This window comes from Plantactinospora sp. B6F1 (assembly GCF_040120695.1).
Classification (GTDB): Bacteria; Actinomycetota; Actinomycetes; order Mycobacteriales; family Micromonosporaceae; genus Plantactinospora.
The window spans coordinates 1-25,284 of record NZ_JBEEAC010000029.1 but is presented as its reverse complement, the minus strand read 5'-3'; the positions used below and the strand labels follow the sequence as shown (position 1 = coordinate 25,284).

Genomic DNA, 25,284 nt, shown 5'->3' with positions numbered 1-25,284 from the left:
GGTTAGGCTCGAAGGGTGCGAGCGGGCGAGGAGTCGGGCGACCGGGCGGACGCCGACCGGGCGAGTGCCCGGTGGCCGGCCCGGCTGCACGTGATCACCGGTAAGGGCGGGACCGGCAAGACGACGGTCGCCGCCGCGCTGGCGTTGGCGCTGGCGAGCGGTGGCCGCCGTACCCTGCTGGTCGAGGTGGAGAGCCGGCAGGGCATCGCCCAACTCTTCGGCACCGACCCGCTGCCGTACGAGGAACGGACGATCGCCACCGCGCGCGGCGGCGGCGAGGTGCGCGCCCTGGCCGTCGACTCCGAGGAGGCGCTCCTCGAATATCTCGACATGTTCTACAAGCTCGGGGCGGCCGGCCGGGCGCTGCGCAAGCTCGGCGCGATCGACTTCGCCACCACGATCGCGCCGGGGCTGCGGGACGTACTGCTCACCGGCAAGGTCAAGGAGGCCACCACCCGCACGGCCGGCAAGCGCCGGGTGTACGACGCGGTGGTGCTGGACGCCCCGCCGACCGGACGGATCGGCCGGTTCCTGAACGTCACCGCCGAGACCGCCCGGTTGGCCAAGGTCGGCCCGATCAAGACCCAGAGCGAGGGAGTGGCGGCGCTGCTCCGCTCGCCGATGACCGCCGTACACGTGGTCACGCTGCTGGAGGAGATGCCGGTCCAGGAGACCATCGACGCGATCGCGGACCTGAACAACCTGCGGATCCCGGTCGGGCGGCTGATCCTGAACGCGACCCGCCCGCCGCTGCTGGCCGGCAGGGTCACCCAGGCGGAGCTGCGCCGAGGGCTGGAGGCCGCCGGCCTGCCGACCGACCGGACGACCGTGGCGGGCCTGCACGCCGAGGCCCGCGACCAGCTCATCCGACGTGACCTGGAGGAGTCGCTCCGGGCCGACCTGCTCGAGCTCGGGCTGCCCCTGGTCGAGTTGCCGCTGCTGGCCGAAGGAGTGGACCGGACCGGTCTGGACCTGATCGCCGACACGCTGCTGGCCGCCGCCTGAGGTGTCAGAAAGGGCCCCTTATGCACCAGAAAGCGATAACAGGGGGCCCTCCCTTACCCCGCAGCGCCGATTGACTCACACCTGAGTGCCACCACGCCGCCAGGGCGGCACTGTCCCGATACGCTCGGTTGGTGCGTCCCGATCACCCAGCACCGGAGCTGGACATCGACCAGATCCTCGCCGATCCCGGCGTTCGGATCGTGGTCTGCTGCGGCTCGGGCGGGGTGGGCAAGACCACCACGGCCGCCGCCCTCGCGCTCCGGGCGGCCGAGCGACACGGCCGGCGTACGGTGGTGTTGACCATCGACCCGGCCCGGCGGCTGGCCCAGTCGCTCGGGCTGAACGAGCTGGACAACACCCCTCGGCAGGTCAAGGGGATCGACATCGAGGCGAGCGGCGGCGAGCTGCACGCCATGATGCTGGACATGAAGCGGACCTTCGACGACGTGGTGCTCGCGCACACCGATCCGGCGAAGGCGGCGGAGATCTTCGCCAACCCGTTCTACCAGGCGATGAGTTCCACCTTCGCCGGCACCCAGGAATACATGGCGATGGAGAAGCTGGGCCAGTTGCACGCCCGGGACGAGTGGGACCTGATCGTGGTCGACACCCCGCCGTCCCGGTCCGCGCTGGACTTCCTCGACGCGCCGGCGCGGCTCTCCCGGTTTCTGGACGGGCGGATGCTGCGGCTGCTGCTGGCTCCGGCCCGCAGTGGTGGGCGGAGCATGTTCAGCCTGGTCACCGCCTCGTTCGGGATGTTCTCCCGGGTGGTGCAGAAGGTGCTCGGCGCCCAGTTGCTCACTGATCTGTCCGGCTTCGTGGCGGCCCTCGACTCGATGTTCGGGGGTTTCCGGCAGCGCGCCGAGCAGACGTACCGGGTCCTCCAGGCACGGGAGACGGCGTTCCTGCTGGTCGCGGTGCCGGAGCCGGACGCGGTCCGCGAGGCGGCGTACTTCGCGGGCCGGCTGAGCCAGGAACGGATGCCGCTGGCCGGCCTGGTGCTGAATCGGGTGCATCGGCCCGCCGTGGAGCGGCCGACCGCCGCCGAGAGCCTGGCCGCGGCCGAGCGGCTGGTGCGGCTCGGTGGGCACGAGGCGACCGTGGAGACCCTGCTGGCCCATGCCGCGCTCGCCCAGCAGGCGGCGCGGGAGCGGCGGGTCGCCCGGGTCTTCACCGACGCCTTTCCGGCGGTACCGGCGGTGGCGGTGACGGCTCAGCCCGCCGACGTGCACGACGTCGACGGGCTGCGCACGATCGGTGCCGCGATCAGCCGGCGTTGACCAGTACCTTGTCCTTGTTCTTCAAGGCCGCCTCGAACATCTTGCGCCAGCTCGCCACCTGCGGGTGACGACGCAGCAGCGCCCGGCGTTCCCGCTCGGTCATGCCACCCCACACGCCGAACTCGATGCGGTTGTCGAGTGCGTCGGCCAGGCACTCGTACCGCACCGGGCAGCTGCGGCAGATCCGCTTCGCCACGTTCTGTTCGGCACCCTGCACGAACAGCGCGTCAGGATCACCGTTCTGACACGCCGCCAACGTGGGCCAATCTGTGATCATGCCCATCTGCTCCTGTCCCCCCTTGCAGTCCCGCTACCGACCAGAGCCGGTCAGCCGGCGATAACCCCCCGGCCACCCGTGCTGCCCTCCCCCGGGCATCACGGACGACATGCGTTTCTCTCGCTCGACCATCATGCTCTGTAGTCAACTGATTACGCAACGTTGTCAGCCAAATCCGTCAACCCGGACATTCCTTGACGCTTCATCCGGCAATCCGGCCCTGACTACCCGGCCGCGATCAGCGAAAACGCTGCGGAGACTTCCCGGAGGGAGGAGACTCTGCAGCGAGGAGCCCGCAACCGCGCACCAGGGGTCGTGCGTTTAACACAACGAGGCCAGCGCCCGCAGGAAATGGGGAAAGTACGCAGGGCGCGACCTCTGTGTCGACTCACGTACCCTGTCGAGGTGACCTGGATGCGGAAGCGTGACCACAATGTCTTCACCAACGCCGCGTCGCTGCTGATCTGTGGGCTGCTGGCCGGCGTGGTGGTTGCCGCGGCCGCGTTCCCCGCAGTGGCGATGTCCGGCCTGGCCGCCAAAGCCGGCGCGGAGACGTTCGACAAGCTGCCCACCGAGCTGACCGTCAAGAAGGCGCCGCAGATCAGCTACCTCTACGCCTCCGACGGCAAGACCCCGCTCGCCACCATGTACGACGAGAACCGCCGCGACGTGCCGCTCAAGGACGTCGCGCCGGTGATGGCGCAGGCACTGATCGCCGCCGAGGACAAGCGCTTCTACGAGCACAACGGCGTCGACATCAACGGCGTCGCCCGGGCGTTCGTGGCGAACAACCAGGCCGGGGTCACCACCCAGGGTGCCTCCACGCTCACCATGCAGTACGTCCGGCTCTCCATCGCCTACTCGGCGACGCACCCGCAGGACGTCGTGGCAGCCACTGAGGACACCAGCGCCCGGAAGCTGCGCGAGATGCGGTACGCCATGCAGCTCGACGGCGACCTGACCAAGGACGAGATCCTGGAGGGCTACCTCAACATCGCCCCGTTCGGCAACGGCGCGTACGGCATCTTCGCGGCCAGCCAGGTGTACTTCGGCAAGCACCCGAAGAACCTGAAGCTCCAGGAGGCGGCGATGCTGGCCGGGATGGTCAAGGCCCCCTCGGAGAACGACCCGACCACCAAGAGCGGCTACCCGGAGGCGGTCAACCGGCGCAACTGGGTGCTCGACCAGATGGTCGAGACCAAGGCGATCACCCGGGAAGAGGCCGACAAGGCCAAGGCGATCAAGCTGGTGGTCAAGGACAAGCGCACCCCGAACGGCTGCGTCGACGTCGGCAAGAACGACTGGGGCTTCTTCTGCGACTACTTCTACCGCTGGTGGATGCAGCAGGAGACCTTCGGCCGTACCCAGTACGACCGGGAGCGGCGGCTCAAGAGCGGTGGCTACACCATCGTCACCACCCTGGACGCCAAGACGCAGAAGGCCGCCAAGGACGCCGTCGAGCGCAACGTCAAGACGGGCAAGAAGGAAGCCATGATGGTGGCGGCGATCGAGCCCGGCACCGGGCGGGTCCGCGCGCTGGCGGTGAACCGGAACTACAAGCTCGACGACCCGAAGAAGCCGCAGAACAAGCTCAGCACGAACCCGGCGAAGAGGAAGAAGAAGATCCGGGGTACGTACCCGAACACCACCAACCCGTTGCTGACCGGCGGTGGCGACATCACCGGCTACCAGGCCGGCTCTACCTTCAAGATCTTCACCGTGGTGGCGGCTCTGGAGAACGGCTACCCGCTGGAGACCACGATCAACGCCAAGCAGGTGGCCCAGACGAAGTACATCGTCGAGTACGGCTCAGACGCCGCCTGCCCGGGCACCAACAAGTACTGCCCGCAGAACGCCAGCAAGAGCATGGCCGGCGTGCACAACATGTGGAGCGCGTTCGGCTCGTCGGTGAACACCTACTTCGTGCCGCTGCAGGAGCGGGTCGGCGCGGCCAAGGTCGTCGACGCCGCCAAGCGGATGGGCATCACGTTCCGGGCCAGTAACGACGCGCACTTCGCCTCCACCAAGCAGCTCGCGAACGGCTGGGGCGCCTTCACCCTCGGTGTCTCCCAGACAACCCCGCTGGAGCTGGCCAACGCGTACGCCACGCTGGCCGCCGACGGCAAGTACTGCAAGCCGATCCCGGTGCAGCTGATCCGGGACCAGGAGGGCAACAAGCTCGACATCGCCAACCCGCAGTGCTCGCAGACGATCAAGACCGAGGTGGCCCGGGCCGCCGTGGACGCCGCCCGCTGCCCGGTCGGCGACCGCTCCTCCACCTCCCGGTGCAAGGGCGCCACCGCCCGCAACGTGCGCGGCGCCGTCGGCAAGCCGGTCGCCGGCAAGAGCGGCACCACCGACGGCGAGAAGAGCGCCTCGCTGGTCGTGATGACGAAGCAGCTCGCGGTCGCCGGCATCCTCGCCGACCCGGACTGGGCCGAGACCACGCAGAACATGAGGCACAACGACCCGGGCGGCGTCAACCACGCCGTCTACCAGACGCTCCGGGACGCGATGAAGGGCAAACCCGCGATCCAGTTCACCCCGCCGGGCGGCAAGATCGTCAACGGTGACCAGCGGAGCATCCCGAACGTCAAGTGCCAGCCGATCCAGACCGCCCTCTCCAGAATCAAGGGTGCCGGCTTCGACGCCGAGGTGGGCGGCCAGGTCGACTCCAGCTGCCCGGCCGGCACGGCGGCCGGTACCAGCCCCGAGGGTCGGACCATCAAGGGTGGGGCGGTGAGCATCGAGGTCAGCAACGGCAAGGCTCCGGCCAGCGACGACCCGCCGGGCGGACCGGGTGGACCGCGCGGCCCCCGGCCACCCGGCCGCCGCTGAGCGGTCGGTAGCGGCCCGGGCCACGACCCGACGCCACGCCGAGCAGGTCACGACGACGACGGGCGGGCACCCCGGGAGGGGATGCCCGCCCGTCGCGCGTTACCGCGTGACGCGCGGCCGTCAGCCGGCGCCGAGCTGCCGACGTACCTCCGCGGCCACCCGACCGCCCTCGGCCCGGCCCGCCACCGCGGCCTGGGCCGCCTTCATCGCCGGGCCCATCTGGCCGCGCTCGGTGAACCCGCCGGCGGCCAGCGCGCCCGTCACCAGCTCGGCCACCTCCTCGTCGGTAAGCTGCTTCGGCAGGTACCGGTCCAGCACCTCGCCCTCGGCCCGCTCCCGCTCCGCCTGCTCGGTCCGCCCGGCGTCGCCGAAGGCGGCCGCCGCCTCGCGTCGCTTCTTCGCCTCCCGGGTGAGCACCGCCAGCACCTCGGAGTCGGAAAGCTCCCGCTTCTCCTTGCCGGCGACCTCGGCGGTGCCGACGGCCGCCAGCGCCATCCGCAGGGTCGAGGTGGTCAGCTCGTCCCGAGCCTTCAGCGCGGTACGCATGTCCGTGGTCAGGAGGTCCTTCAGGGTACCCATGGACGGTCAAACTACCCTGATCCGCATGCAGAAGCGCACAGTATTCCGCCTGGCTGCCGGGACCGTCCTCGCGGGCGGCGCCGCCCTGGCGTACGCCTCGCTCGTCGAGCGCAACATGTTCACCCTGCGCCGGTACGACGTACCCGTGCTCGCCACCGACGCCGAACCGCTGCGCATCCTGCACCTGTCGGACCTGCACATGATGCCGGACCAGCGCCGCAAGCAGGCCTGGGTCGCCTCGCTGGCCGCCACCGACCCGGACCTGGTGGTGGTGACCGGGGACAACCTGGCGCACCCGGACGCGGTACCCGGGGCGCTGCGGGCGCTGCAACCGATGCTCGACTACCCCGGCGCCTTCGTGTTCGGTTCCAACGACTACCGGGGACCGGTCTGGAAGAACCCGTTCAGCTACCTGCTGCCCGACCGGGAGTACGTGCAGGGCGTCGAACTGCCCGCCGAGGACCTGCGGGAGGTACTGGTCGGTGCCGGCTGGGCGGACCTGAACAACGCCCGTACGTCGATCAAGGCCGGCGGCCGGCAGGTCGAGCTGGTCGGAGTCGACGACCCGCACATCGAACGGGACGACTACGCCTCGGTCGCCGGGCAGGTCCCGGCAGAGGCCGACCTCGCCATCGGGGTCACCCACTCGCCCGAGCCCCGGGTACTGGACGAGATGGCCGCCGACGGCTTCACCCTGCTGCTCGCCGGCCACACCCACGGCGGCCAGGTCCGGGTCCCGCTGGTCGGCGCGCTGACCACCAACTGCGACCTACCCCGGTCGATGGCCCGAGGCCTGCACCGCTGGCCGGAGACGGACGCCTGGCTGCACGTCTCCGCCGGCCTCGGCACCCACCCCACCGCCCCGGTACGGTTCGCCTGCCGGCCGGAGGCGTCGCTGTTGACCCTGATTCCGCGCTGACCTGCCGCTGCCCAGACCCGGTGTGAGCGGGACGCACCGGGCGGGATACCGAATTTGCCCGAGAGGACGGGTGGGCTACTATTGCTCGGCACGCCTCGGGGTGTGGCGCAGCTTGGTAGCGCGCTTCGTTCGGGACGAAGAGGTCGTCGGTTCGAATCCGGCCACCCCGACACGAGAAACGGCAGATCAAGGCCCCTCCACGGAGGGGCCTTGATGCGCTCCGGCGATCACCGCTCGGTCGGAGGCAGCGAGAAGGCGGCAAACGATCAGACCTTCGGCACCCGGCTCGAAGGACTGCCGGCGGTCGGTCAGCGTCTGGACAACGAACGGTGGCAGCAGCTGATCCGGCGCCCCACGCGAGATCGAGACGCGGAGGTCGAGCCGAAGAGGAGTTGGGGCGATCCAAGCAGGCGGGACCGACCTCCTCCGAGCGGGGCCACAACGGCTACCGCGACTACGAGGAGCAGGCGGTCATGCGGGGGCGCGACATCCGGTACCCGCATGACCGCCGGGCCAACCCAGAAGGCACATCCAGTGACTGGATGCGCCTGCCGCGGCTCCCACTTCAGCGCTAGTCCGCAGGTCGATCCCCCTCTCGGGAGGGAGGACTCGGTTGAAGAACGCGCGTTGACTGGCGGCATGGCTTCCGTTGCTTCCGCTAGAGACAAGGCCCCTGCCACGCCCGGCGTCGGCGTCGCCGTGACAGGTGCTCTGGTGGTCCTGTTCTGCATCGGGTTCGCGACGGTGAACGTCCACTTCGAGATGACCGACCACTTCGCCAACGGGGTCCACGCCGAGTACACCTCCGGGATCGCCGTGATGAACTGGCTCGTCGCCGTGCTGAAGGTGATGGGCGCGACGCTGGCACTGCTGTCGATCGTCAAGCGCCCGAGGCTTCTTCCTCCGGCCCTGCTGGGCGTGCTGCTGTGGGGAGCGTTTGCCATGCTCAGCGTGTACGCCCTCGGCAGCGTGATCCAAGCGGTCGGCATGGCCTCGGGCCTGGCGGGCACCGCCGACCAGATCGATATGGCCGGAGTCGGTTACGTGCTCTTCTTCCTGCTCTTCGCAGCCGGTTACGGTGTCCTGGCGATCTCGTACTCGCGGCGCTCTGGGCTTCGGAAAGGCGTTGCCGTCCTCGGCGCGCTCGGCGCGCCCCTCGGGCTGGGCGGAATCCTACTGGCCGTCCCGATGCTGCTGGCCGCCCTCGACCTCTTGCCCGCGCCCTGATCACATCGCCGGTCAGCGGACGAGATGGTGGCCTCAGCCGTACTAGGGTTGCCGCCCATGACCGAGGCACCGTTTCTGCGCACCACCCGCGAGTCCTACGACGCGCTCACCGTCGCTCACCTCGACGTCGTCGCTAGCGACCTGGCCAATCTGCCGGTGGACCGGGCCATGTTGGCCCTCTTCGCCGAGTGGGTCCGGGCGACCGGCAACAGCACGGTCGCCGACATCGGCTGCGGTCCCGGTCGGTTGACGAACGCCCTGCGCGAGCTCGACCTCAAGGCGTTCGGTGTCGACCTGTCCCCCGAGATGATCGCGCTCGCCCGACAGGCCTACCCCGGCCTGCGGTTCGAGGTGGGATCGATGCTGGCTCTGGACATCCCCGATGCCTCCCTCGGCGGCCTCCTCGCCAACTATTCGATCATCCACGTTCCCTGGGAGTACCGCCCCCAGGTGTTCGCGGAGTTCCATCGGACGCTGGCCCCGGGCGGGCAGCTCATGCTCGCCTTCCAGATCGGTGATGACCTTAAGCACTACGACGGGGTGGACGACCTGACGATCTCGCTCGACTTCTACCGCCAACAACCCGAGGAGGTCGCCGATCTGCTGGACAAGGCAGGTTTCGACGTCCGGGTGAAGGCCGTCCGCGCGGCAGAGGGCGAGCGGGAGCGGACCTCACAGGGCTACCTGCTGGCCCGCAGACGCCTGGACGCCGGATAGCACCGGCCGCCAGCCCACTCCGAAAACCGATCCGTCGCCGGCCGTCAACCCCGGGTGATCAGCGATTGGAAGGCGGCGCGGACGTTGGCGTTGGACGCGGTGACGTACACCTCGGACGGCGGGCCGAGATCGATCAGGCTGCCGTAGCGGGTGTATCTGAGGATCCTCGGGCAGCTTGCGCCGCTGATCTGCACCTTGCTGTTGAACACGAGCTTTCCGGTCCGGAGTTCGTAGGCCTGCACGGGAATCGCGATCTTGCGGAACGCCACGTACGTCGGGAACCGCTTGGAGATCTTGTTCTCGTACGGGCAGGTCCGGACGGTGGTGCCATACTCCTTTCGGCCCACGCAGACGATCAGCACGGCAGCGGTGACGTCGGCGGCCCGCCAGGTGGCGGGAAGCTTCTTCGTGTACTCGTCGTCGCCGTAGAACAGGGCCCGGTTGGTCCTCCCCTTGGTGTACGGGGTGGCGGCACTGTACGGCGCCGGCTTGGTGCAGTACGCGGGTCGGCTGCTGGCCGGCCCGTCGAGCAGGCTGCGGACGTTCGCCAGCTCGATGGCCAGGCCGGCCCGCTTGACTCCCTCCACGGCCCGGGCGTTCAGTTCCTGGCCGGGGTACTGGTCGAGGAGCTGCTGGTAGCGCGTCCGCGCCGCCTCCCACTCGCTGCCGGCCATCAGGCCGTCGGCACAGTCGACCAGCGCCGCCGGTGCGGTCCGCGCCACCACCTCGGTGGCCCGGTCCAGCGCGTTGTTGGTCGCCGGCCGCTGGCGAAGCCAGTCGGTGACCGTGGCGGTCCGGCACGGGTCGTCGGTCGGCAGCTCACCGAGGAACCTGTCCAGGGTCGCGTCGACCATCTTCTCGTGACCCGGCAGGTCCACGAGGACCGCGCCGAGTTCGTCGAAGCCCGCCTTCAGCCCGTCGGGGTCCCCGGTCAACCCGCTGGCGAGCCGCTGCTCGGCGGCCCGCAGCCGTTGACAGGCCTCCACACTCCGCTCGCCACGAACCGTCAGCGGAGCGTCGGCGACCCGGTGGCCGAACGACACCCGGTCCAGCGCGGTCAACGCCCGGGCGCAGTCGCCGCTGCCCCGGGCCTCGGTGACGGTCCGCTCGATCCCCGCCGCGTCGAACCGCAGAAACCCCACGGCGAGCAGCACCGGAACCGTGACGGCGAGCGCGACCAGTCGCTGGTCACGCTGCACGGCCCCCGGCCGCCGCCCGCCCGCCAGGAGCCACGCGTGCCCGACCAGAGCCACCCACCAGAGGAGTACGACGATCTCGGCCCACCCCGATCGCGCACCCCAGACGAGGGAGGCGACGAGTACGACGCTGACCAGCGTCGCGGCCACGGCCAGCCTGATCCGCCCGAGCATCAGGTAGCCGACGCCGATCAGGGAGGCGTTGCCGAGGGCGGCGGCCAGCGGGTCATAGGACCGCTCCGGCTGCTCGCGGTCCAGCCCGGCCTGCGTCACGAGATCCATCCTGGTCCCCTCCCGTCACGGGGTTCGATCGACCGGCGGCGAGCGGCAACGTCGCAAGCTGGCCTCGGTCGTGCCGGCGGTCGAGGTGGACGAGCCACCACCGAGCGTCGACGGGGCGGTGCGGTTCCCGGAACCTAACCCGGCCGGTTCGGGACCCCTCCCCGACCACCAGATCGACGCTCGTCGAGCCACCTCGCCACACACCACCATCGTTCCACGATGGATAGGCATCGCGCTCCGGCCGACCACCCGCCCGATTTCACGTCTGCCCGAACGGGACGGGGCCGGCCAGAATGGATGTTCCGTCCGGGGCGGGTCAGCCGGGCAGCACCAGGTGGCTCATGGTGGCCTCGCTGCCCTCCCGGATCGGCTCGGTCCGGCCGTCCGGGCGGAAGCCGTGGCACTCGTAGAGGCGCCGGGCGCCGGGATTGTCGTCGGCGACCCACAGGTCGACCCGGAGCGCACGCTCGCGGGCCCAGCCGATCACGTGGTCGAGGACCTGCCGCCCGATTCCCTGTCCGCGCCGGTCCGGCTCCGTCCAGTGTCAGGAGGCGGGTACCGGGTCGTTGTTGAGCTGGGCGGTCACGATCGCCACGAGCCGGTTGCGCGCCTCCAGCAGTTGCCGGGACAGCTCGTCCAGGGCCCGGGGGTCGACGAGCTGGCGTACGTGGGTCTTGTCGTCCAGCAGTTCCCAGCGCTGCACGGACTCGTCCGGAGCCTCGCTGACCCACATCGCGGAGACCACCGCGTGTCGCTTGGCGAGCAGTTTCGCGGCGATCTCGACCACCGGGAGGTACGCCTGCCGGTACGCCGGGGTGGCGAACTCGACCGAGCCCCGGGCGGCGCGTACCGGTTCGCCGGGCCGGGCCAGCACCTCGAACGCGTTGCCGCCGGCCTGGTCGGCGCCGATCCAGGCCAGGATGAGTTCCAGGTCCCCGGCGGCAATCGTGATCCGGCCGATCGCGGCCACCACCTCGTCGGGCAACCTCGCCATGTCGGGCTCTCCGTCCGCCGACTTCCCGCCATCATGATCACGTGGATTGTCGACGATCTTAGCCAAGCACCGGGCATGCTTCCCCGGTCCGTTCGGCGTGTTGGCCGAGCGCCGGGCCGCCGCCGGTGACCGGCCCGAGCCACTCGGGGCCGCACGAAGCGACCGGGCCGATCCGCTGGCGTAATCTGCAATACCTGTGTCGTTGACGCCACAGCGCCGCCGCGAGCAGCATGAACACATGCGGCGACGGGTGGTGACACTGATCTACGAGGGGTTCCAGAACCTCGACCTCACCGGCCCGGCCGACGTCTTCGCGCTGGCGAGCCTGATCGTCGGCGAGAGCCGGGGCTACCGGATCGAGGTCGCGGCGGTACGCCCGGGCCCGGTGACGGCGGGCAACGGGATCAGCACCCTGGCACCCCTGGCCCTGGACCAGGTCACCGGGCCGATCGACACGCTGCTCGTCGCCGGTGGGCTCGCCGCGTCGGCACACCTCACCGACCGGCAACTGGTCGCCGGGATCCGCCGACTCGCCGGCATCGCCGAACGGGTCGGCTCGGTCTGCAACGGCGCGCTCCTGCTCGGCGAGGCCGGGTTGCTCGACGGTCGGCGCGCCACCACACACTGGCTGGCCGCCCAGGAACTGGGCGATCGCTATCCGGCGGTGGAGGTGGACGCCGACCGGATCTACATCCGGGACGGACACGTCTGGACCTCCGCCGGGGTGACCGCCGGCATCGACCTCGCACTCGCGCTGGTGGCCGCGGACCACGGGCACGAACTCGCCCGGTACGTCGCCCGGGGCCTGGTGGTCTACCTACACCGGCCGGGCGGCCAGAGCCAGTTCAGCACGGCGATGCGGGCGGCGGTGCCACGCAGCGAACCGCTGCGCGAACTCCAGACCTTCATCGACGCCAACCCGACCGAGGATCTCAGCGTGCCGGCGCTCGCCCGCCGGGCCGGAATGAGCGAGCGGCACTTCTCCCGGCTCTTCACCGAGCAGACCGGCGTCTCCCCGGGCCGGTACGTCGAACGCAGCCGGGCCGACGCCGCCCGCCGGCTGCTGGAGCACACCGGCCATCCGCTGGACCGGGTGGCCCGGGAGTCCGGTCTCGGCGCCGCCGAAACCCTCTACCGCGTATTCCGCCGGCACTGGCGGGTCGCGCCGGGCGACTACCGCCGCCGTTTCCGGTCGAAACAGGCCTGACCGGCCGGCCCATCCACCGACCGCATCTCCGACAGTCGCCGGCAACCGCCGACACCGGAGCCGATCCCGCACGTCCCGACACCTGCCGGGCGCCGTACCGCGCAGCCGATCCAGCCCGTTCCGTCAAGGAGGAACCGAGCATGCACGTCGCCATCCCGCTCTATCCGCGATTCACCGCCCTCGACGTCGTCGGGCCGTACACGGTGCTGGCCTTCGCTCCCGGCGTCACCGTGACCATGGTCGCCGCCGAACCCGGCCCGGTTGTCGACGACCGGGGCGCGATGTCGATCACCGCCACGGCCGGCTACGCCGAGCTGTCCCGCCCGGACGTGATCGTCGTACCGGGCGGGCCCGGCACCCGGGCCGCGCTCGCCGACGCGGCACTGGTCGGCTGGATCGCACTCGCCCACCAGTACACCCGGTGGACCACCTCGGTCTGTTCCGGCTCGTTCCTGCTCGGCGCGGCCGGGCTACTGGGCGGGCGGCGGGCGACGAGCCACTGGGGCTGGCTCGACCAGCTGCGGGCCTTCGACGCCGAGCCGGTCCGGGAGCGGGTGGTCCGGGACGGCCGGATCATCACCGCGGCCGGCGTCTCGGCCGGCGTCGACATGGCGCTGACCCTGCTGGCCGAGGCGACCGACGTGCCGACCGCGCACGCCGTCCAGCTCGCCATCGAGTACGACCCGGACCCGCCGTTCCACGCCGGCTCCCCGGCGAACGCATCGGCGCCGCTCCGCGAGGCGGCCCTGGCGCTGATCAACTGATCCGAGGCGTCCGGGGAGGCGGAGATCACTCACACCCGGCAGATTCTCAATACCCTGAGTAATCTTGGTCGGACCCCTCGAACCCCTCCTCCCCGGATCGGAAACGGTGTCCCTCGACCACTCCCGCGTCGTCAGCGACGTGACCACCCGGCTGCGCACGGCGTCCACCGCCGTCGAGGCGGCTCAGGTGACGGTGGTCACGCTGGGCAAGCACATGCCGGGACGGATCGCGGTGCTGCTCTGGGTCCGCGACCGGCTCCGCTGTGTCGCCGCGACCGGATCGTGGCAGGTCTTCGCCTCGGTACCGACCGACACCGGAACGGTCGGCCGGGTGTACGCCTCCGGCAAGACCGAAACCGTGCCAGAGGTGACGAACGAACCCGACTACGTGCCGCTGCGACCCGACGTACGGGCGGAGATCTGCGCCCCGATCCTCGACCGGGCGGGGCAGCCGATCGGGGTACTGGATCTGGAGTGGCCGACCGTCGACGTCGACCTGGACGCCTGGCGGCGCACCGCCGAGCAGGTCGCCGCCCTGCTCGGCGGCAGGATCGGGCAGCTCGGCGGCCCGCCCGCCGAGACCCGGAGCGAGAAGCTGCTCCGGCACGCCTCCGCGCTGACCTCCGCCGCCACCGAGGCCGAGCTGATGACCGCCGCCGTCTCCGCGGCCCGGGACGTCTCCGGGCTCAGCTCGGCGGTCTTCGTGCTGGACGGGCCGGCCGGGCCTCGGGTGGCGACGCCGGACCTGGTACCCGACGCTCTCGAGTCCCGGGTGCATGCCGCGCTGGCCGGCGCCGGCCGACCGGTGCTGGAACGGCTCCGGGCGCACGCGCACACCTACGGTGCCTCCTACACGCTCGGCGAGGGAAACCACCCGACCACGCCGGACCAGGACGTGCTGATCGCCGCCGGGCTACGCACCCTGATCTCGGTACCGCTCGGCCCCACCGAGTTCTGCGGGGTGCTGCTGGTCGGCGACACCCGTACGCTGCGCCCCGACCCGACCACCGTCAACCTGATCGAGCTGCTCGGCGCCCAGTCGTGGATCTGCCTGGAACGCCTGAACGGGTTGGCGCGGTTGCGCGAGCGGGCCAGCTCCGACCCGCTGACCGGGCTGCGGCACCAGGGGTCGTTCGGCGAGCGGATCGCCGGGTCGCACCCGGGCCGGACGGCGCTGCTCGCGATCGACGTCGACAACTTCAAGACCGTCAACGACACCTACGGCCACCAGGTCGGCGACCAGGTACTGGTCGATCTCGCCCGGGCCCTCGAAGGCGCGCTGCGGCACGGCGACGAGCTGTACCGGATCGGCGGTGACGAGTTCGTGGCCGTGATCGAGGTGCTCCGCCCGGAGGAGGCGGTCGGGATCGCCCAACGCCTGGTGGAGGCGGCCCGGGGTACCGGCCGGACGGTCAGCATCGGGGTGGCCGTGCAGCGGTACGGCGAGCCACCCGACCTGACCCTGCGCCGCGCCGACGAGGCCCTCTACGGCGTCAAACGGAACGGCCGCGACGGCGTACGCCTGGCCGGTGTCTGACACCGCCGCTCAGCGGGCGGCGGCGGAGAACTCGGCGGAGAGGAGTTCGGCGATCTGCGCGGTGTTCAGGGCGGCGCCCTTGCGCAGGTTGTCGCCGGTCACGAAGAGGTCGAGGGCGCGGGGGTCGTCGACCGAGCGGCGGATCCGGCCCACCCAGGACGGGTCGGTGCCGACCGCGTCGATAGGCATCGGGAACTCGCCGGTCGCCGGGTCGTCGACCAGGATCACCCCGGGGGCGTTGCGCAGCGCCTCCCGGGCGCCCTCCGCGTCCACCTCGGTGCCGAAGACCGCGTGTACGGCGACCGAGTGTCCGGTGACCACCGGCACCCGTACGCAGGTGGCGGAGACCTTCAGGTCGGGCAGACCGAGGATCTTGCGCGACTCGTTGCGCAGCTTCAGCTCCTCGGACGACCAGCCGCCGTCCCGCAGCGACCCGGCCCAGGGCACCACGTTGAGCGCCATCGGGGCCGGGAACGGGCCGAGGTCGTCGCCGATTGCCTGCCGCACGTTGCCCGGTCGGGAGCCGAGCACCCGGTCACCGGCGATCTTGGAGAGCTGGTCGTGCAGGGTGTCCACCCCGACCTGCCCGGTCCCGGAGACCGCCTGGTACGACGAGAGCACCAGCTCACGCAGCCCGTACTCGCGGTGCAGCGGCGCGACCGCGACGATCATCGTCAGGGTGGTGCAGTTGGCGTTCGCGATGATGCCCTTGGGACGGTTGCGTACCTGCTCCGGGTTGATCTCCGGTACGACCAGCGGCACGTCCCTGTCGCCGCGGAACGCGGCGGAGTTGTCCACCGCCACCGCGCCCCGGGAGACCGCGACCGGCGCCCACCGCGCGGAGACCTCGTCCGGTACGTCGAACATGGCCACGTCCACGCCGTCGAACGCCTCGGCGGTCAACTCCTGTACGGTCAGCTCCTCGCCCCGGCACAGCCGGGTCTGCCCGGCGGAGCGCGCCGAGGCGATCAGCCGGATCTCACCCCAGACGTTCTTCCGGGAGGAGAGCAGGTCGCACATGACCGTGCCGACCGCACCGGTTGCCCCGACCACCGCGAGTGTGGGGAGCGTCGCCATCGGACTACCTCCCGGTCCCGGCGTAGACCACCGCTTCCTCGCTGCCGCCCAGGTCGAAGGCCTCGTGCACGGCCCGGACCGCGATGTCGAGGTCGGTGTCCCGGCAGACGACCGAAACCCGGATCTCGGACGTGGAGATCATCTCGATGTTCACCCCGGCCTCGGCCAGCGCGGCGAAGAAGCTGGCCGCCACACCCGGGTGCGAACGCATGCCGGCGCCGATCAGCGACACCTTGCCGACATGGTCGTCGTAGAGCAGGCCCTTGAACTTGACCTGCTCCTGCACCTTGCTCAGCGCCGCCATCGCGGTCGGTCCGTCGGACTTGGGCAGGGTGAACGAGATGTCGGTCCGGCCGGTGCCCTCGGTCGAGACGTTCTGCACGATCATGTCGAGGTTGATCTCGGCCCCCGCGACGGTCTCGAAGATCCGGGCCGCCGCTCCCGGCTCGTCCGGTACGCCGACCGCCGTGATCTTCGCCTCGCTCCGGTCGTGGGCGACCCCGGTGATAAGTGCTTGCTCCACGGGTAGGTCCTCCGTCGATCCGGTTACCAACGTGCCGGTGTTGGTCGAGTATGACGAACGTACCCGGATCGGCAACCCGGCCCTCCGGGCGTACTCCACGCTCCGCAGGTGCAGCACCTTCGCGCCGCAGGCGGCCAGTTCGAGCATCTCCTCGTAGGTGAGGATCCTGATGTGCCGGGCGTTCGGCACGATCCGCGGGTCGGCGGTGAAGATCCCGTCGACGTCCGTGTAGATCTCGCAGACGTCCGCCTCCAGCGCCGCCGCCAGGGCCACCGCGGTGGTGTCCGAGCCGCCCCGACCCAGCGTCGTTATGTCCTTGGTGTCCTGGGAGACGCCCTGGAAGCCAGCGACGATCACCACCGCACCCTCGTTGAGCGCCGAGCGCAGCCGGCCGGGCGTGACGTCGATGATCCGGGCCCGGCCGTGCACCGAGGTGGTCAGCACGCCCGCCTGGGATCCGGTGTAGGACCGCGCCTCGTAGCCCAGGTTGTGTATCGCCATCGCCACCAGTGCCATCGAGATGCGTTCACCGGCGGTGAGCAGCATGTCGAGTTCGCGTCCGGGCGGTAGCGGACTGACCTGGTTGGCGAGGTCGAGCAGCTCGTCGGTGGTGTCGCCCATCGCGCTCACCACGACCACCACGTCGTCGCCGGCCTTGCGGGCGGCGATGATCCGCTCGGCCACCCGTTTGATCCGCTCGGCGTTGGCGACCGACGATCCGCCGTATTTCTGCACGACCAGTGCCACGACGGTGCACTCCTTCCCGATGGGCCAAGCGAATCCCGGGCCGGACGAGGCGCACGACCCTGAGCGTGCCGACGCCGCCGGGTCGAGACCGGCGGCGCCGTGTGAGACCAACTCAGAGTACCGGCCGGCGCCGTCGCGCCGACCAGACGTTCCCACCATCCGACCCGGCGCGACACGCGAGAGTAGCTGGACTGATCACCCGTTCCAGCGGTATACCCCGAGAATGGCGGGGTGCATCCCGGCGTAGCCCCCCTGCTCGGCGCACTCCTGCTGGCCGGCACGGCGCTGCTGGCCGGCTGCGGCGCCGAGACCCCCGCGCCGGCCGCGACCAGTCCCGCTCCGGCGGCGAGCCAGCCGGCCGAGGCCCGGGACCAGCTCGCCGCGCTCGCCGCCGCCGCACAGGACCGCCAGCTGACGGCCGTGTACACGCTCAGCGCAGCCGGCGAACCGGACCGGTCGATCTCGGTGGTCCGGGCGGCCGACCGCTCCTGGCGGGTGGACATCCCGGGTGGCGCGCTCGGCGGCAGCGCCGACGTCTCAGTTGTCCAGAATCGTGCCGGAATGTTCCAGTGCGCGCTCCCCTCGGCGGAGCGACCGGAGTCGGGCTGCGTACGGGTGGCCGGGCCCGACCAACCCCTCGACCCCGGCATCGACCCCCGGATGCGGCACCCGTTCACCGACTGGCCGGCGGTACTCACCGACCGGCAGGCCCCGCTCGCGGTCTCCGCCGCCGCCCTGCCGGGCGCCCGGGGCAGGTGTTTCGCCGTCGAGTCGACCTCGGCGTCGGTCAGCCCGCAGCTGGACCCGGGCATCTACTGCTATGCCCAGGACGGCACCCTCACGGCGGCCCGGCTGCCCGCCGGCACCCTGACCCTGGCCGGTACGCCGACCGCCGCCCCGGCCACCGTCGCGCTGCCCGGTCCGCTGGTCGACCGGGAGCCGTTACCGATCGCCGCACCGCCGCCCGACGGCTCAGACGGCGAATGAGCCTCCTTCACGTTATGGGTGCGCTTCGTCACGCCGGGTGACCCCAGTGTGGGGACAGAGTGCCTGATACGGCACACTCGGCATCATGTCCCAGCTCTCCCCGATTCTGGCGACCCGGTGGAGCCCGCACGCCTTCGACCCGGTCGCCGACCTCACCGACGCCGAGGTCGCGTCGCTGCTCGAGGCGGCCCGCTGGGCGCCGTCCGCCGACAACACCCAGCCCTGGCGCTTCCTGGTCGGTCGCCGCGACGACGAGGCATTCAAGCGGATCCTGACCAACCTCTCCGCCGGTAACCAGCGGTGGGCCAGCCGGGCCTCGGCGCTGCTGCTCGGCGCGCACACCACCACCGGGCCGAACGGCGGGCCGCTGCCGCACGCCGCGTACGACCTGGGCCAGGCGGTGGCGCATCTCACGGTCCAAGCCACCGCGCTGCGGCTCTACGTGCGGCAGATCTCCGGGTTCGACGCCGCCGGGCTCCACGCCGACCTGGACCTCTCGTCCGGGGTACGCCCACACGTGGTGGTCGCGGTGGGCCGGCTCGGTGACCCCTACTCGCTGCCGGAGGACCTGCGGGCGCGGGAGATCGGCCTGCGCCAGCGTCGCCCGCTGGCCGAGTTGCTGCTCCGCTGACCCCGCCCACCCCCGTCGCCACCTGGGCGGCTCCCAGATTGCGGACTACGCTTACCCGATCGCTCGTCGAGCACTTAAGGTGACTTTGTCATGTGGCAGGCCCTGCTCCTTCGCCGCCGCGACGAGGCTTCCCAGGCCGGCACCTCGTCGCGGAGTTGAAGCGCGCCGTCCTGCATCTCGGCCGGGCCCCGTCCCGGTCAGCCTCTTCGAAAGATCTGACACCGGGATCCGGCCCGCGACCAGGCCCGGATCCGGCACGAAGATCCGAAATCTCGATCTGACACTCGGCGTTCACGCCACATGACCACGGGAGCTTCCTGTCATGGCACAACCTGCCGGCACCACCACCGACGCTGATCCGATAGCCCGGCAGCGGCCCAGCCGCATGCCGTACCGGCGTTACCAGCCCTACCACCAGCAGTTCGCAATCGACCTGCCCGACCGGCAGTGGCCCACCCGGCGGATCGAGACGGCGCCCCGATGGTGCGCGGTCGACCTGCGCGACGGCAACCAGGCCCTGATCGACCCGATGTCGCCGGAACGCAAGCGGCGGATGTTCCAGCTCCTGGTGCAGATGGGCTACAAGGAGATCGAGGTCGGCTTCCCGTCGGCCAGCCAGACCGACTTCGACTTCGTCCGGCAGTTGATCGAGCAGGACCTGATCCCGGAGGACGTCACCATCCAGGTGCTGACCCAGTGCCGGGAGCACCTGATCGACCGCACCTTCGAGGCGATCCGGGGTGCGAGGCGCGCGATCGTGCACTTCTACAACTCGACCTCGACGCTCCAGCGCCGGGTGGTCTTCGGCCTGGACAGGGCCGGGATCACCGACATCGCCACCTCCGGCGCCCGGCTGTGCCAGAAGTACCACGAGATCCACGCCCCGGACACCGACGTCTTCTACGAGTACTCGCCAGAGTCCTACACCGGGACGGAGCTGGACTACGCCCTGGAGGTCTGCGCGGCGGTGATCGAGGTCATCGACCCGACCCCGGACCGGCCACTGATCATCAACCTGCCGGCGACCGTCGAGATGGCCACCCCGAACGTCTACGCCGACTCGATCGAGTGGATGCACCGGAACCTGCCCCGCCGCGACAGCGTCATCCTCTCCCTGCACCCGCACAACGACCGGGGCACCGGCGTCGCCGCCGCCGAGTTGGGCCTGCTGGCCGGGGCGGACCGGGTCGAGGGCTGCCTCTTCGGCAACGGCGAGCGCACCGGCAACGTCGACCTGGTCACGCTGGGGCTGAACCTCTTCTCCCAGGGCGTCGACCCGCAGATCGACTTCTCCAACATCGACGAGATCAAGCGGGCTGTCGAGTACTGCAACCAGTTGCCGGTGCACGAGCGGCACCCGTACGCGGGTGACCTCGTCTACACCGCCTTCTCCGGCTCGCACCAGGACGCGATCAACAAGGGCTTCGACGCGCTGGCCGCCGACGCGCAGGCGGCCGGGGTGCCGATCGACCAGTTCGGCTGGGCGGTGCCCTACCTGCCGATCGACCCGAAGGACCTCGGCCGCAGCTACGAGGCGGTGATCCGGGTCAACTCGCAGTCCGGCAAGGGCGGCGTGGCGTACGTCATGAAGACGGAGCACCACCTGGACCTGCCCCGGCGGCTCCAGATCGAGTTCTCCGGCGTGGTGCAGCGGGTCACCGACGACGACGGCGGCGAGGTGGAGCCGGGCCGGATGTGGCAGCTCTTCGCCGAGGAATACCTGGTGGACCAGCAGCGGGAGCCGGCGGTCCAGGTGCAGGGCTACACCATCGGCACCGCCGACGGAAAGGTCGACATCGAGGTCGACGCCCGGTTCGGCGGCGACAGCCGGCCGCTCTCGGCAACCGGTAACGGCCCGATCGACGCGTACGTCAGCGCGTTGCAGGCGCTCGACGTCCAGGTCCGGGTCCTCGACTACCACGAGCACGCGATGTCCTCGGGCGGCGACGCCCAGGCCGCCGCGTACGTGGAGTGCGAGGTCGACGGTCGTACGGTCTGGGGCGTGGGTCTGGACGCCAACATCGTGACCGCCTCGGTCCGGGCGGTGACCAGCGCCGTCAACCGCGCGCTGCGCTGAGCCGGCCGAGCCGGCTGAAGTCCGCGCTGAACGGGCCGAGCCGGCTTAAGCCGAGCCACGTCCTCCAGTGAGCAGCCGTTCGTGCGGGCCGGATCGGCGATCCCGGCCGACCCGCACGAACCGGCGCACCGCCGTCGCCGTGCCCGACCCGTCCGGCACGCCTGTCGGCACCGCTACGAGCGGTGCTGTTCCGCCCGTGCCCGGCCGGTATCCCGGTCCGGTTCGTGCTGGTGGGTCGGGGGCGGCGGCAGGGACGGGCAGGGGCGGGACTTCTTCGGCTCCCGCTCCGGCCGGTGCACCAGTACGGCGGCGATCAGCGCGCCGAGCAGCATCAGCCCGGCGGACCAGAGCACCGCCTGCCGGTACGCCGGGGTGAGCTGGTCGGAGCGCTCGTACCCGCCACCGGAGAGCCCCACCACCAGGGGCAGCCCGGAGACGGCGAGCAGCCCGCCGACCCGGGACGCGGCGTTGTTGAAGCCGCTCGCCGCGCCGGCCAGCCGGTCGGGGGCGGCGGCGAGCACGGAGGCGGTCAGCGGGGCCACCACCAGGGTCATGCCGAGCCCGAAGAGGGTGATCCCGGGCAGGACGTCGGTCCAGTACGAGTCGCCCCGGCTCACCCCGTGCAGCAGGAACAGCCCGGCGGCGGCGACCAGCGGGCCGACGGTGAGCTGTGGCCGGGGCCCGATCTTCGAGGCGAGCGCGCCGGAGCGTGCCGAGCCGACCAGCAGCAGGATCGTCATCGGCAGGGTGGCCAGGCCGGTCTCCAGGGCGGAGTAGCCGACGACGTTCTGGAGATAGACGGAGAAGAAGAAGGTGAGTCCGGTCAGCGCGGCGTAGACCAGCACGGTGTAGACGTTGAGCACCCCGAAGAGCCGGCTGACGAAGAGGGTCGGCGGCAGCATCGCCCGCTCGCCCCGATGCCGTTCGAGCAGCACGAACGCGACGGCGGCGGCGACTCCGAGCACCGCCGCGCCGACCACAGGTGCGGAGCCGGGTCCGCGCTGCTCCGCCTCGATCAGCGCGTACGTGACGCCGGCCAGGCCGAGCGCGCCGAGCAGCGAGCCGGCCACGTCGAACCGGGCTGCCGCCGCGCCGTCGGCCCTGCTCTCCGGGGTCCAGCGCAGCGCGGCGACGATCACGATCACCGCGAGTGGCAGGTTGAGGAAGAAGATCGCCCGCCAGGAGAGCGCGTCGATCAGCCAACCGCCGAGGAAGGGGCCGAGCGCGGTCGACACACCGGCCAGGCCGGACCAGGCGCCGATCACCCGACCCCGCTCGTCCGGGTGGAAGCTGGCCTGGAGCAGGGCGAGCGAGCCGGGGGTCAGCAGCGCGCCGCCGAGTCCCTGGAGGAAACGGGCGACGATCAGCCACTCGATGCTCTGCGCCGCGCCGCAGAGTACGGAGGCGGCGGTGAACGCCAGCACGCCGGCGAGGAAGACCCTGCGCCGCCCGACCCGGTCGCCGAGCGCCCCGCCGAGCAGTACGAACGCGGCCAGCGTCAGCAGGTAGCCGTTGAGCGTCCACTGTAGGCCGGCGGTGCTGGCCCGCAGTTCGGCGCCGAGGTGCGGGAGGGCCACGTTGACCACGGTGGCGTCCAGGAAGACCATGCCGGAGGCGACGACGGCGGCGAGCAGGGTGCCTCGACCGGCCGTGCTGGACATCCGCAACGGTGCTGACGAATCGCTCACGGTGTCAATCTTCCTGCCTGTGTCGTAGGATGCCGCGAAACGCCGGAACCTCTGCCGGTCGCCCCTCGGACCGGTCTAGACCTCGCGAGCTGGGAACGTGCCGTTCATCCGTACCAGATCACTAGCACGGTCGGGAACTGCGGCCGTGCTCGCCGGCCTGCTCGTGGCCGCCGCCTGCGCCCCGGTCGAGAGCCCGGCGCCGGAGCCGACCGGACCGACCGACGCCCACGCCCAGCTGGACCAGCTCACCGTGGCCAGTGCCGGCTCGATGCGGGGCTACAGCCGGGAGCGATTCCCGCACTGGCGGCATGCCGGCAAGAACTGCGACGTCCGGGACACCGTGCTCCAGCGGGACGGCACCGGCATCAAGCTCTCCGGCTGCAACGTGGTCGGGGGCCGCTGGTCGAGCCGGTACGACAAGCGGACCCTCGCCGACCCCTCCGCGGTGGACATCGACCACATGGTGCCGCTGGCCAACGCCTGGCGTTCCGGTGCCGACGAGTGGGACGACGACAAGCGGGGCGACTTCGCCAACGACCTGGACCGGCCGCAGTTGTTCGCGGTATCGGCGAGTTCCAACCGGTCGAAGGGCGACCAGGACCCGTCGCAGTGGAAGCCGCCGAACCGGGGCGACTGGTGTCGGTACGCGGAGGACTGGATCGCGGTCAAGCACTACTGGCGGCTCTCGGTGACCTCGGCCGAGAAGGGTGCGCTCGACGACATGCTGGGGAGCTGCTGATGGCCGGGACGGAAAGCGCCGCGCAGACCACCGACATCACCGCGGGCCCCGGTGGGGTGATGACCGACGAGGTCGGGGTGATCACCGGCGAGCTGACGCTCCGCACCGAGCTGGACGGGAAGGACGCCGTCCTGCGGGTGCAGTACAAGGACGCCGACGAGTGGTACGCGGTCACCGGTGGGCGGGCGGCGCTCTCCGACCCGGCTGACCTGGCCGCGGTGCACACCGTCGCGGTCGGCCTGCTGAACCGTCCCGAGGGCTGACCTCCGCTTCCACGAGCAGACGCTCCGCCTCCACGATCGGACCCGATCGGCTCTCGCGTGGCCGATTGACAAAATTAGTTTTTACGTACAGGATTGTTTTTGTTATGAGAGACGTGATGTACCTGGAGCAGATCGAGCAGGCCGAGACCCTGCTCAAACCGCAGCGCATCGAGGTGCTGCGGCAACTGGCCGAGCCGCGCACCTGCACCGAGGTGGCGACCCAACTCGGCCAGACCCCGCAGCGGGTCTACTACCACGTCAAGCGCCTGGTCGAGGCCGGCCTCGTCGACCAGGTCTCCGAGCGCAGGGTGCGGGGCATCGCCGAGGGCATCTACCGGGCCAGCGCCCGGTCGTACTGGCTCTCCCCTCGGCTGGTCGGCCGGCTCGGGCTGCGCAAGGCGCAGGACGAGATGAGCCTCGGCTACCTGCTCAACCTGATGGAGGAGGTCCAGGCCGACATCGCCGCCCTCGACCGGACCGCACCGGAGCTGCCGTCGATCGGCGTCTCCGGCGAGATCCGGGTGCCGGCGGAACAACGCCAACAGTTCCTCGCCGACCTACAGACCGCACTGCAAGAGCTGTTCACCCGCTACGGCGGAGCCGAGGGCGACGCCTTCAAGCTCGCCGTCGCCTGCTACCCACACGGAGGCACCGAATGACCGCACCACTGACGCTTCGCGCTCGCGCCGCCGCGCCGATCAAGAACGTCTGGCACGCCCTCACCGACGCCGCCGAGCTGCGCGTCTGGCTCGCCGACCAGGCAGAGGTGGAGCTGCCACACCGTTACGAGTTCTGGGGCCCACAGGTGCCCGAGGGCGACGCGCCGCACCAACGGCTGCGCCACGTCGGCGAGCACAGCCTCCGGTTCAGCTGGCTGCTGGACGGCGAGGAGACCACCACCGAGATCACCCTGACCGAGGAGAGCCCCGACTCCACCGTCATCTCGCTCTCGCAGACCCACTGGAGCTTCCAGGACGTGATCACCGGCGCGAGCATCCGGGGCGTGCTCCAGACGTACTGGGCGCTGGCGATCGCCAACCTCGTCGACCACGTCGAGGGACGGCCGCTCACCCCGAAGACCGACTTCACCTCGGCGACGCTCCGTGAGGAGATCGTCATCGACGCCTCCCCCGAGGAGCTCTACGAGTCGCTGACCGACTCGGCCAAGGCCAGCGAGTGGTTCGGCTACCCGATCGGGATCGAGCCCTTCGTCGGCGGCCGCTACGCGATGGGCGGCTTCGACAACAACCCCAACCCGGCGAAGGTGCTGGATCTCACCCCCGGCAAGGCGATGACCGTCGACTGGGGGCCGGCCGGGGTGGTGAGCTGGGAGCTGGAGGGCAGCGGCGGAAAGACCAAGCTCTCCTTCGTGCAGAGCGGCTTCGACCAGCCGCCGTACGCGGCCTGGGCCGGGTGGCTCAGTGGCCTCGCCGAGCTGCGCCGCTACCACGAGCTGGCCGACTGGCGCCCGATCTGGCTCGACGACCCGACCGACAACGTGCCGGTTGAGGCCCACACGGAGGCCTGACCTTCGGCCGGTGTGCCGCCGGGTCAGGCCGAGGACCCGGCGGCACACCGTACGGCCGACACCCTGACTTCCCCCTAGGCCGTGTGTCATAAGTGGCTGATCCGGTTTGACGGGCCGGGCGTGTTGGTGATCGAGATGTGGCGAGGTCTCCGGTAGATGGGTTATCGACCAAGACAACCATCTGCACGGAGACCTCGTGGCC

The 25,284-nt window shown here is 70.8% G+C and carries 23 protein-coding genes, 1 tRNA gene and 1 pseudogene; 17 read left to right on the top strand and 8 right to left on the bottom strand.

Going from position 1 to position 25,284, the window contains the following annotated elements; genetic code table 11:
• The first annotated feature begins 15 nt into the window (after positions 1-15).
• Together bagA and bagB are read left to right on the top strand one after the other, a co-directional pair.
• A complete protein-coding gene (bagA, locus tag ABNF97_RS27025) occupies positions 16-1,005 on the top strand; it encodes an ATPase BagA (protein ID WP_130465464.1) in 990 nt (329 codons plus the stop codon).
• Between the two features lie 131 nt (positions 1,006-1,136).
• Positions 1,137-2,285, top strand: a complete 1,149-nt coding sequence (gene bagB / locus ABNF97_RS27020; protein ID WP_486484889.1) for an ATPase BagB — start codon at positions 1,137-1,139, stop codon at positions 2,283-2,285.
• On the opposite strand, the gene ABNF97_RS27015 is transcribed toward bagB, so the two are convergent.
• Positions 2,272-2,568: a WhiB family transcriptional regulator gene (locus ABNF97_RS27015; protein ID WP_101369108.1), complete on the bottom strand. Its 297-nt coding sequence runs from the start codon at positions 2,566-2,568 to the stop codon at positions 2,272-2,274. The two genes, bagB and ABNF97_RS27015, sit on opposite strands and share 14 nt — an antisense overlap.
• A 408-nt stretch (positions 2,569-2,976) precedes the next feature.
• Here ABNF97_RS27015 and ABNF97_RS27010 point away from each other — a divergent pair, with 408 nt between their 5' ends.
• Entirely contained in the window at positions 2,977-5,400 is a 2,424-nt protein-coding gene (locus ABNF97_RS27010; RefSeq protein ID WP_130465466.1) for a transglycosylase domain-containing protein, read from the top strand.
• 120 nt (positions 5,401-5,520) lie between these two features.
• Here the strand turns inward: ABNF97_RS27010 and ABNF97_RS27005 are convergent, their stop codons facing one another.
• Entirely contained in the window at positions 5,521-5,979 is a 459-nt protein-coding gene (locus ABNF97_RS27005) for a GatB/YqeY domain-containing protein (RefSeq protein WP_349340240.1), read from the bottom strand.
• 25 nt (positions 5,980-6,004) lie between these two features.
• Here ABNF97_RS27005 and ABNF97_RS27000 point away from each other — a divergent pair, with 25 nt between their 5' ends.
• From ABNF97_RS27000 to ABNF97_RS26985, 4 genes are all read left to right on the top strand, one after another.
• A complete protein-coding gene (locus tag ABNF97_RS27000; protein WP_349340239.1) occupies positions 6,005-6,898 on the top strand; it encodes a metallophosphoesterase in 894 nt (297 codons plus the stop codon).
• A 96-nt stretch (positions 6,899-6,994) separates the two neighbouring features.
• Positions 6,995-7,068: transfer RNA gene (locus tag ABNF97_RS26995), tRNA-Pro, on the top strand.
• Positions 7,069-7,537: 469 nt separating this feature from the next.
• On the top strand, positions 7,538-8,125 hold the full coding sequence (locus ABNF97_RS26990; protein WP_349340238.1) for a hypothetical protein: 588 nt from the start codon (positions 7,538-7,540) through the stop codon (positions 8,123-8,125).
• Positions 8,126-8,182: 57 nt separating this feature from the next.
• Complete coding sequence (locus ABNF97_RS26985) at positions 8,183-8,842, top strand: class I SAM-dependent methyltransferase (protein ID WP_349340237.1); 660 nt, start codon at positions 8,183-8,185, stop codon at positions 8,840-8,842.
• A 44-nt stretch (positions 8,843-8,886) separates the two neighbouring features.
• Here ABNF97_RS26985 and ABNF97_RS26980 read toward each other — a convergent pair whose 3' ends face one another.
• From ABNF97_RS26980 to ABNF97_RS26970, 3 genes and pseudogenes are all read right to left on the bottom strand, one after another.
• Positions 8,887-10,320 carry a hypothetical protein gene (locus ABNF97_RS26980; RefSeq protein WP_349340236.1) on the bottom strand — a complete coding sequence of 478 codons (1,434 nt, stop codon included), beginning with the start codon at positions 10,318-10,320 and terminating at the stop codon, positions 8,887-8,889.
• A gap of 316 nt (positions 10,321-10,636) precedes the next feature.
• A pseudogene (locus ABNF97_RS26975) lies at positions 10,637-10,849 on the bottom strand (GNAT family N-acetyltransferase); the annotation flags it as partial.
• A 15-nt stretch (positions 10,850-10,864) separates the two neighbouring features.
• Positions 10,865-11,314, bottom strand: a complete 450-nt coding sequence (locus tag ABNF97_RS26970; protein WP_130465477.1) for a hypothetical protein — start codon at positions 11,312-11,314, stop codon at positions 10,865-10,867.
• A gap of 238 nt (positions 11,315-11,552) precedes the next feature.
• On the opposite strand from ABNF97_RS26970, the gene ABNF97_RS26965 reads away from it, so the two are divergent.
• The 3 genes from ABNF97_RS26965 (at position 11,553) to ABNF97_RS26955 (ending at position 14,822) form a co-directional block, all read left to right on the top strand.
• Positions 11,553-12,521 carry a GlxA family transcriptional regulator gene (locus ABNF97_RS26965; RefSeq protein ID WP_349340235.1) on the top strand — a complete coding sequence of 323 codons (969 nt, stop codon included), beginning with the start codon at positions 11,553-11,555 and terminating at the stop codon, positions 12,519-12,521.
• A 140-nt stretch (positions 12,522-12,661) separates the two neighbouring features.
• A complete protein-coding gene (locus tag ABNF97_RS26960; protein WP_130465479.1) occupies positions 12,662-13,285 on the top strand; it encodes a DJ-1/PfpI family protein in 624 nt (207 codons plus the stop codon).
• A 106-nt stretch (positions 13,286-13,391) separates the two neighbouring features.
• The gene (locus ABNF97_RS26955) at positions 13,392-14,822 is read left to right on the top strand and encodes a sensor domain-containing diguanylate cyclase (RefSeq protein WP_349340234.1); all 1,431 of its coding nucleotides are present in this window, start codon (positions 13,392-13,394) and stop codon (positions 14,820-14,822) included.
• A 9-nt stretch (positions 14,823-14,831) separates the two neighbouring features.
• Here the strand turns inward: ABNF97_RS26955 and ABNF97_RS26950 are convergent, their stop codons facing one another.
• Together ABNF97_RS26950 and ABNF97_RS26945 are read right to left on the bottom strand one after the other, a co-directional pair.
• Positions 14,832-15,899 (bottom strand): aspartate-semialdehyde dehydrogenase, encoded by a 1,068-nt coding sequence (locus ABNF97_RS26950; RefSeq protein WP_130465481.1) that lies wholly within the window; start codon positions 15,897-15,899, stop codon positions 14,832-14,834.
• Between the two features lie 4 nt (positions 15,900-15,903).
• Positions 15,904-17,169 carry an aspartate kinase gene (locus ABNF97_RS26945; protein ID WP_130465482.1) on the bottom strand — a complete coding sequence of 422 codons (1,266 nt, stop codon included), beginning with the start codon at positions 17,167-17,169 and terminating at the stop codon, positions 15,904-15,906.
• Positions 17,170-17,400: 231 nt separating this feature from the next.
• Between ABNF97_RS26945 and ABNF97_RS26940 the strand changes: the two genes are divergently transcribed.
• The 3 genes from ABNF97_RS26940 to leuA all read left to right on the top strand — a co-directional run bounded on the left by ABNF97_RS26940 (position 17,401) and on the right by leuA (position 20,864).
• The gene (locus tag ABNF97_RS26940) at positions 17,401-18,156 is read left to right on the top strand and encodes a hypothetical protein (RefSeq protein ID WP_130465483.1); all 756 of its coding nucleotides are present in this window, start codon (positions 17,401-17,403) and stop codon (positions 18,154-18,156) included.
• Positions 18,157-18,241: 85 nt separating this feature from the next.
• Positions 18,242-18,787 (top strand): nitroreductase family protein, encoded by a 546-nt coding sequence (locus ABNF97_RS26935; protein ID WP_130465484.1) that lies wholly within the window; start codon positions 18,242-18,244, stop codon positions 18,785-18,787.
• Positions 18,788-19,109: 322 nt separating this feature from the next.
• Positions 19,110-20,864: a 2-isopropylmalate synthase gene (leuA, locus tag ABNF97_RS26930; protein WP_349340233.1), complete on the top strand. Its 1,755-nt coding sequence runs from the start codon at positions 19,110-19,112 to the stop codon at positions 20,862-20,864.
• Positions 20,865-21,037: 173 nt separating this feature from the next.
• Here leuA and ABNF97_RS26925 read toward each other — a convergent pair whose 3' ends face one another.
• A complete protein-coding gene (locus ABNF97_RS26925; protein WP_130466388.1) occupies positions 21,038-22,525 on the bottom strand; it encodes a DHA2 family efflux MFS transporter permease subunit in 1,488 nt (495 codons plus the stop codon).
• Between the two features lie 124 nt (positions 22,526-22,649).
• Between ABNF97_RS26925 and ABNF97_RS26920 the strand changes: the two genes are divergently transcribed.
• The 4 genes from ABNF97_RS26920 (at position 22,650) to ABNF97_RS26905 (ending at position 25,082) form a co-directional block, all read left to right on the top strand.
• A complete protein-coding gene (locus ABNF97_RS26920) occupies positions 22,650-23,291 on the top strand; it encodes an HNH endonuclease family protein (RefSeq protein WP_486484891.1) in 642 nt (213 codons plus the stop codon).
• A complete protein-coding gene (locus tag ABNF97_RS26915; RefSeq protein ID WP_486484998.1) occupies positions 23,186-23,554 on the top strand; it encodes a hypothetical protein in 369 nt (122 codons plus the stop codon). The genes ABNF97_RS26920 and ABNF97_RS26915 overlap by 106 nt, the downstream gene beginning before the upstream one ends.
• Before the next feature lie 104 nt (positions 23,555-23,658).
• Positions 23,659-24,213, top strand: a complete 555-nt coding sequence (locus tag ABNF97_RS26910; RefSeq protein WP_349340232.1) for a helix-turn-helix domain-containing protein — start codon at positions 23,659-23,661, stop codon at positions 24,211-24,213.
• Positions 24,210-25,082 carry an SRPBCC domain-containing protein gene (locus ABNF97_RS26905; RefSeq protein WP_130465488.1) on the top strand — a complete coding sequence of 291 codons (873 nt, stop codon included), beginning with the start codon at positions 24,210-24,212 and terminating at the stop codon, positions 25,080-25,082. The genes ABNF97_RS26910 and ABNF97_RS26905 overlap by 4 nt, the downstream gene beginning before the upstream one ends.
• Positions 25,083-25,284: the final 202 nt, after the last annotated feature.

Bases quoted from the DNA above. Each gene is read 5' to 3' on its own strand.
- ABNF97_RS26990 (WP_349340238.1), top strand. From the start codon at position 7,538: ATGGCTTCCGTTGCTTCCGCTAGAGACAAGGCCCCTGCCACGCCCGGC.
- ABNF97_RS26970 (WP_130465477.1), bottom strand. From the start codon at position 11,314: ATGGCGAGGTTGCCCGACGAGGTGGTGGCCGCGATCGGCCGGATCACG.
- ABNF97_RS26985 (WP_349340237.1), top strand. From the start codon at position 8,183: ATGACCGAGGCACCGTTTCTGCGCACCACCCGCGAGTCCTACGACGCG.
- ABNF97_RS26980 (WP_349340236.1), bottom strand. From the start codon at position 10,320: ATGGATCTCGTGACGCAGGCCGGGCTGGACCGCGAGCAGCCGGAGCGG.
- ABNF97_RS27015 (WP_101369108.1), bottom strand. From the start codon at position 2,568: ATGGGCATGATCACAGATTGGCCCACGTTGGCGGCGTGTCAGAACGGT.
- ABNF97_RS27000 (WP_349340239.1), top strand. From the start codon at position 6,005: ATGCAGAAGCGCACAGTATTCCGCCTGGCTGCCGGGACCGTCCTCGCG.
- ABNF97_RS26925 (WP_130466388.1), bottom strand. From the start codon at position 22,525: ATGTCCAGCACGGCCGGTCGAGGCACCCTGCTCGCCGCCGTCGTCGCC.
- ABNF97_RS27005 (WP_349340240.1), bottom strand. From the start codon at position 5,979: ATGGGTACCCTGAAGGACCTCCTGACCACGGACATGCGTACCGCGCTG.
- leuA (WP_349340233.1), top strand. From the start codon at position 19,110: ATGGCACAACCTGCCGGCACCACCACCGACGCTGATCCGATAGCCCGG.
- ABNF97_RS26905 (WP_130465488.1), top strand. From the start codon at position 24,210: ATGACCGCACCACTGACGCTTCGCGCTCGCGCCGCCGCGCCGATCAAG.
- ABNF97_RS26935 (WP_130465484.1), top strand. From the start codon at position 18,242: ATGTCCCAGCTCTCCCCGATTCTGGCGACCCGGTGGAGCCCGCACGCC.
- ABNF97_RS26950 (WP_130465481.1), bottom strand. From the start codon at position 15,899: ATGGCGACGCTCCCCACACTCGCGGTGGTCGGGGCAACCGGTGCGGTC.
- ABNF97_RS26910 (WP_349340232.1), top strand. From the start codon at position 23,659: ATGAGAGACGTGATGTACCTGGAGCAGATCGAGCAGGCCGAGACCCTG.
- ABNF97_RS26965 (WP_349340235.1), top strand. From the start codon at position 11,553: ATGCGGCGACGGGTGGTGACACTGATCTACGAGGGGTTCCAGAACCTC.
- ABNF97_RS26960 (WP_130465479.1), top strand. From the start codon at position 12,662: ATGCACGTCGCCATCCCGCTCTATCCGCGATTCACCGCCCTCGACGTC.
- ABNF97_RS27010 (WP_130465466.1), top strand. From the start codon at position 2,977: ATGCGGAAGCGTGACCACAATGTCTTCACCAACGCCGCGTCGCTGCTG.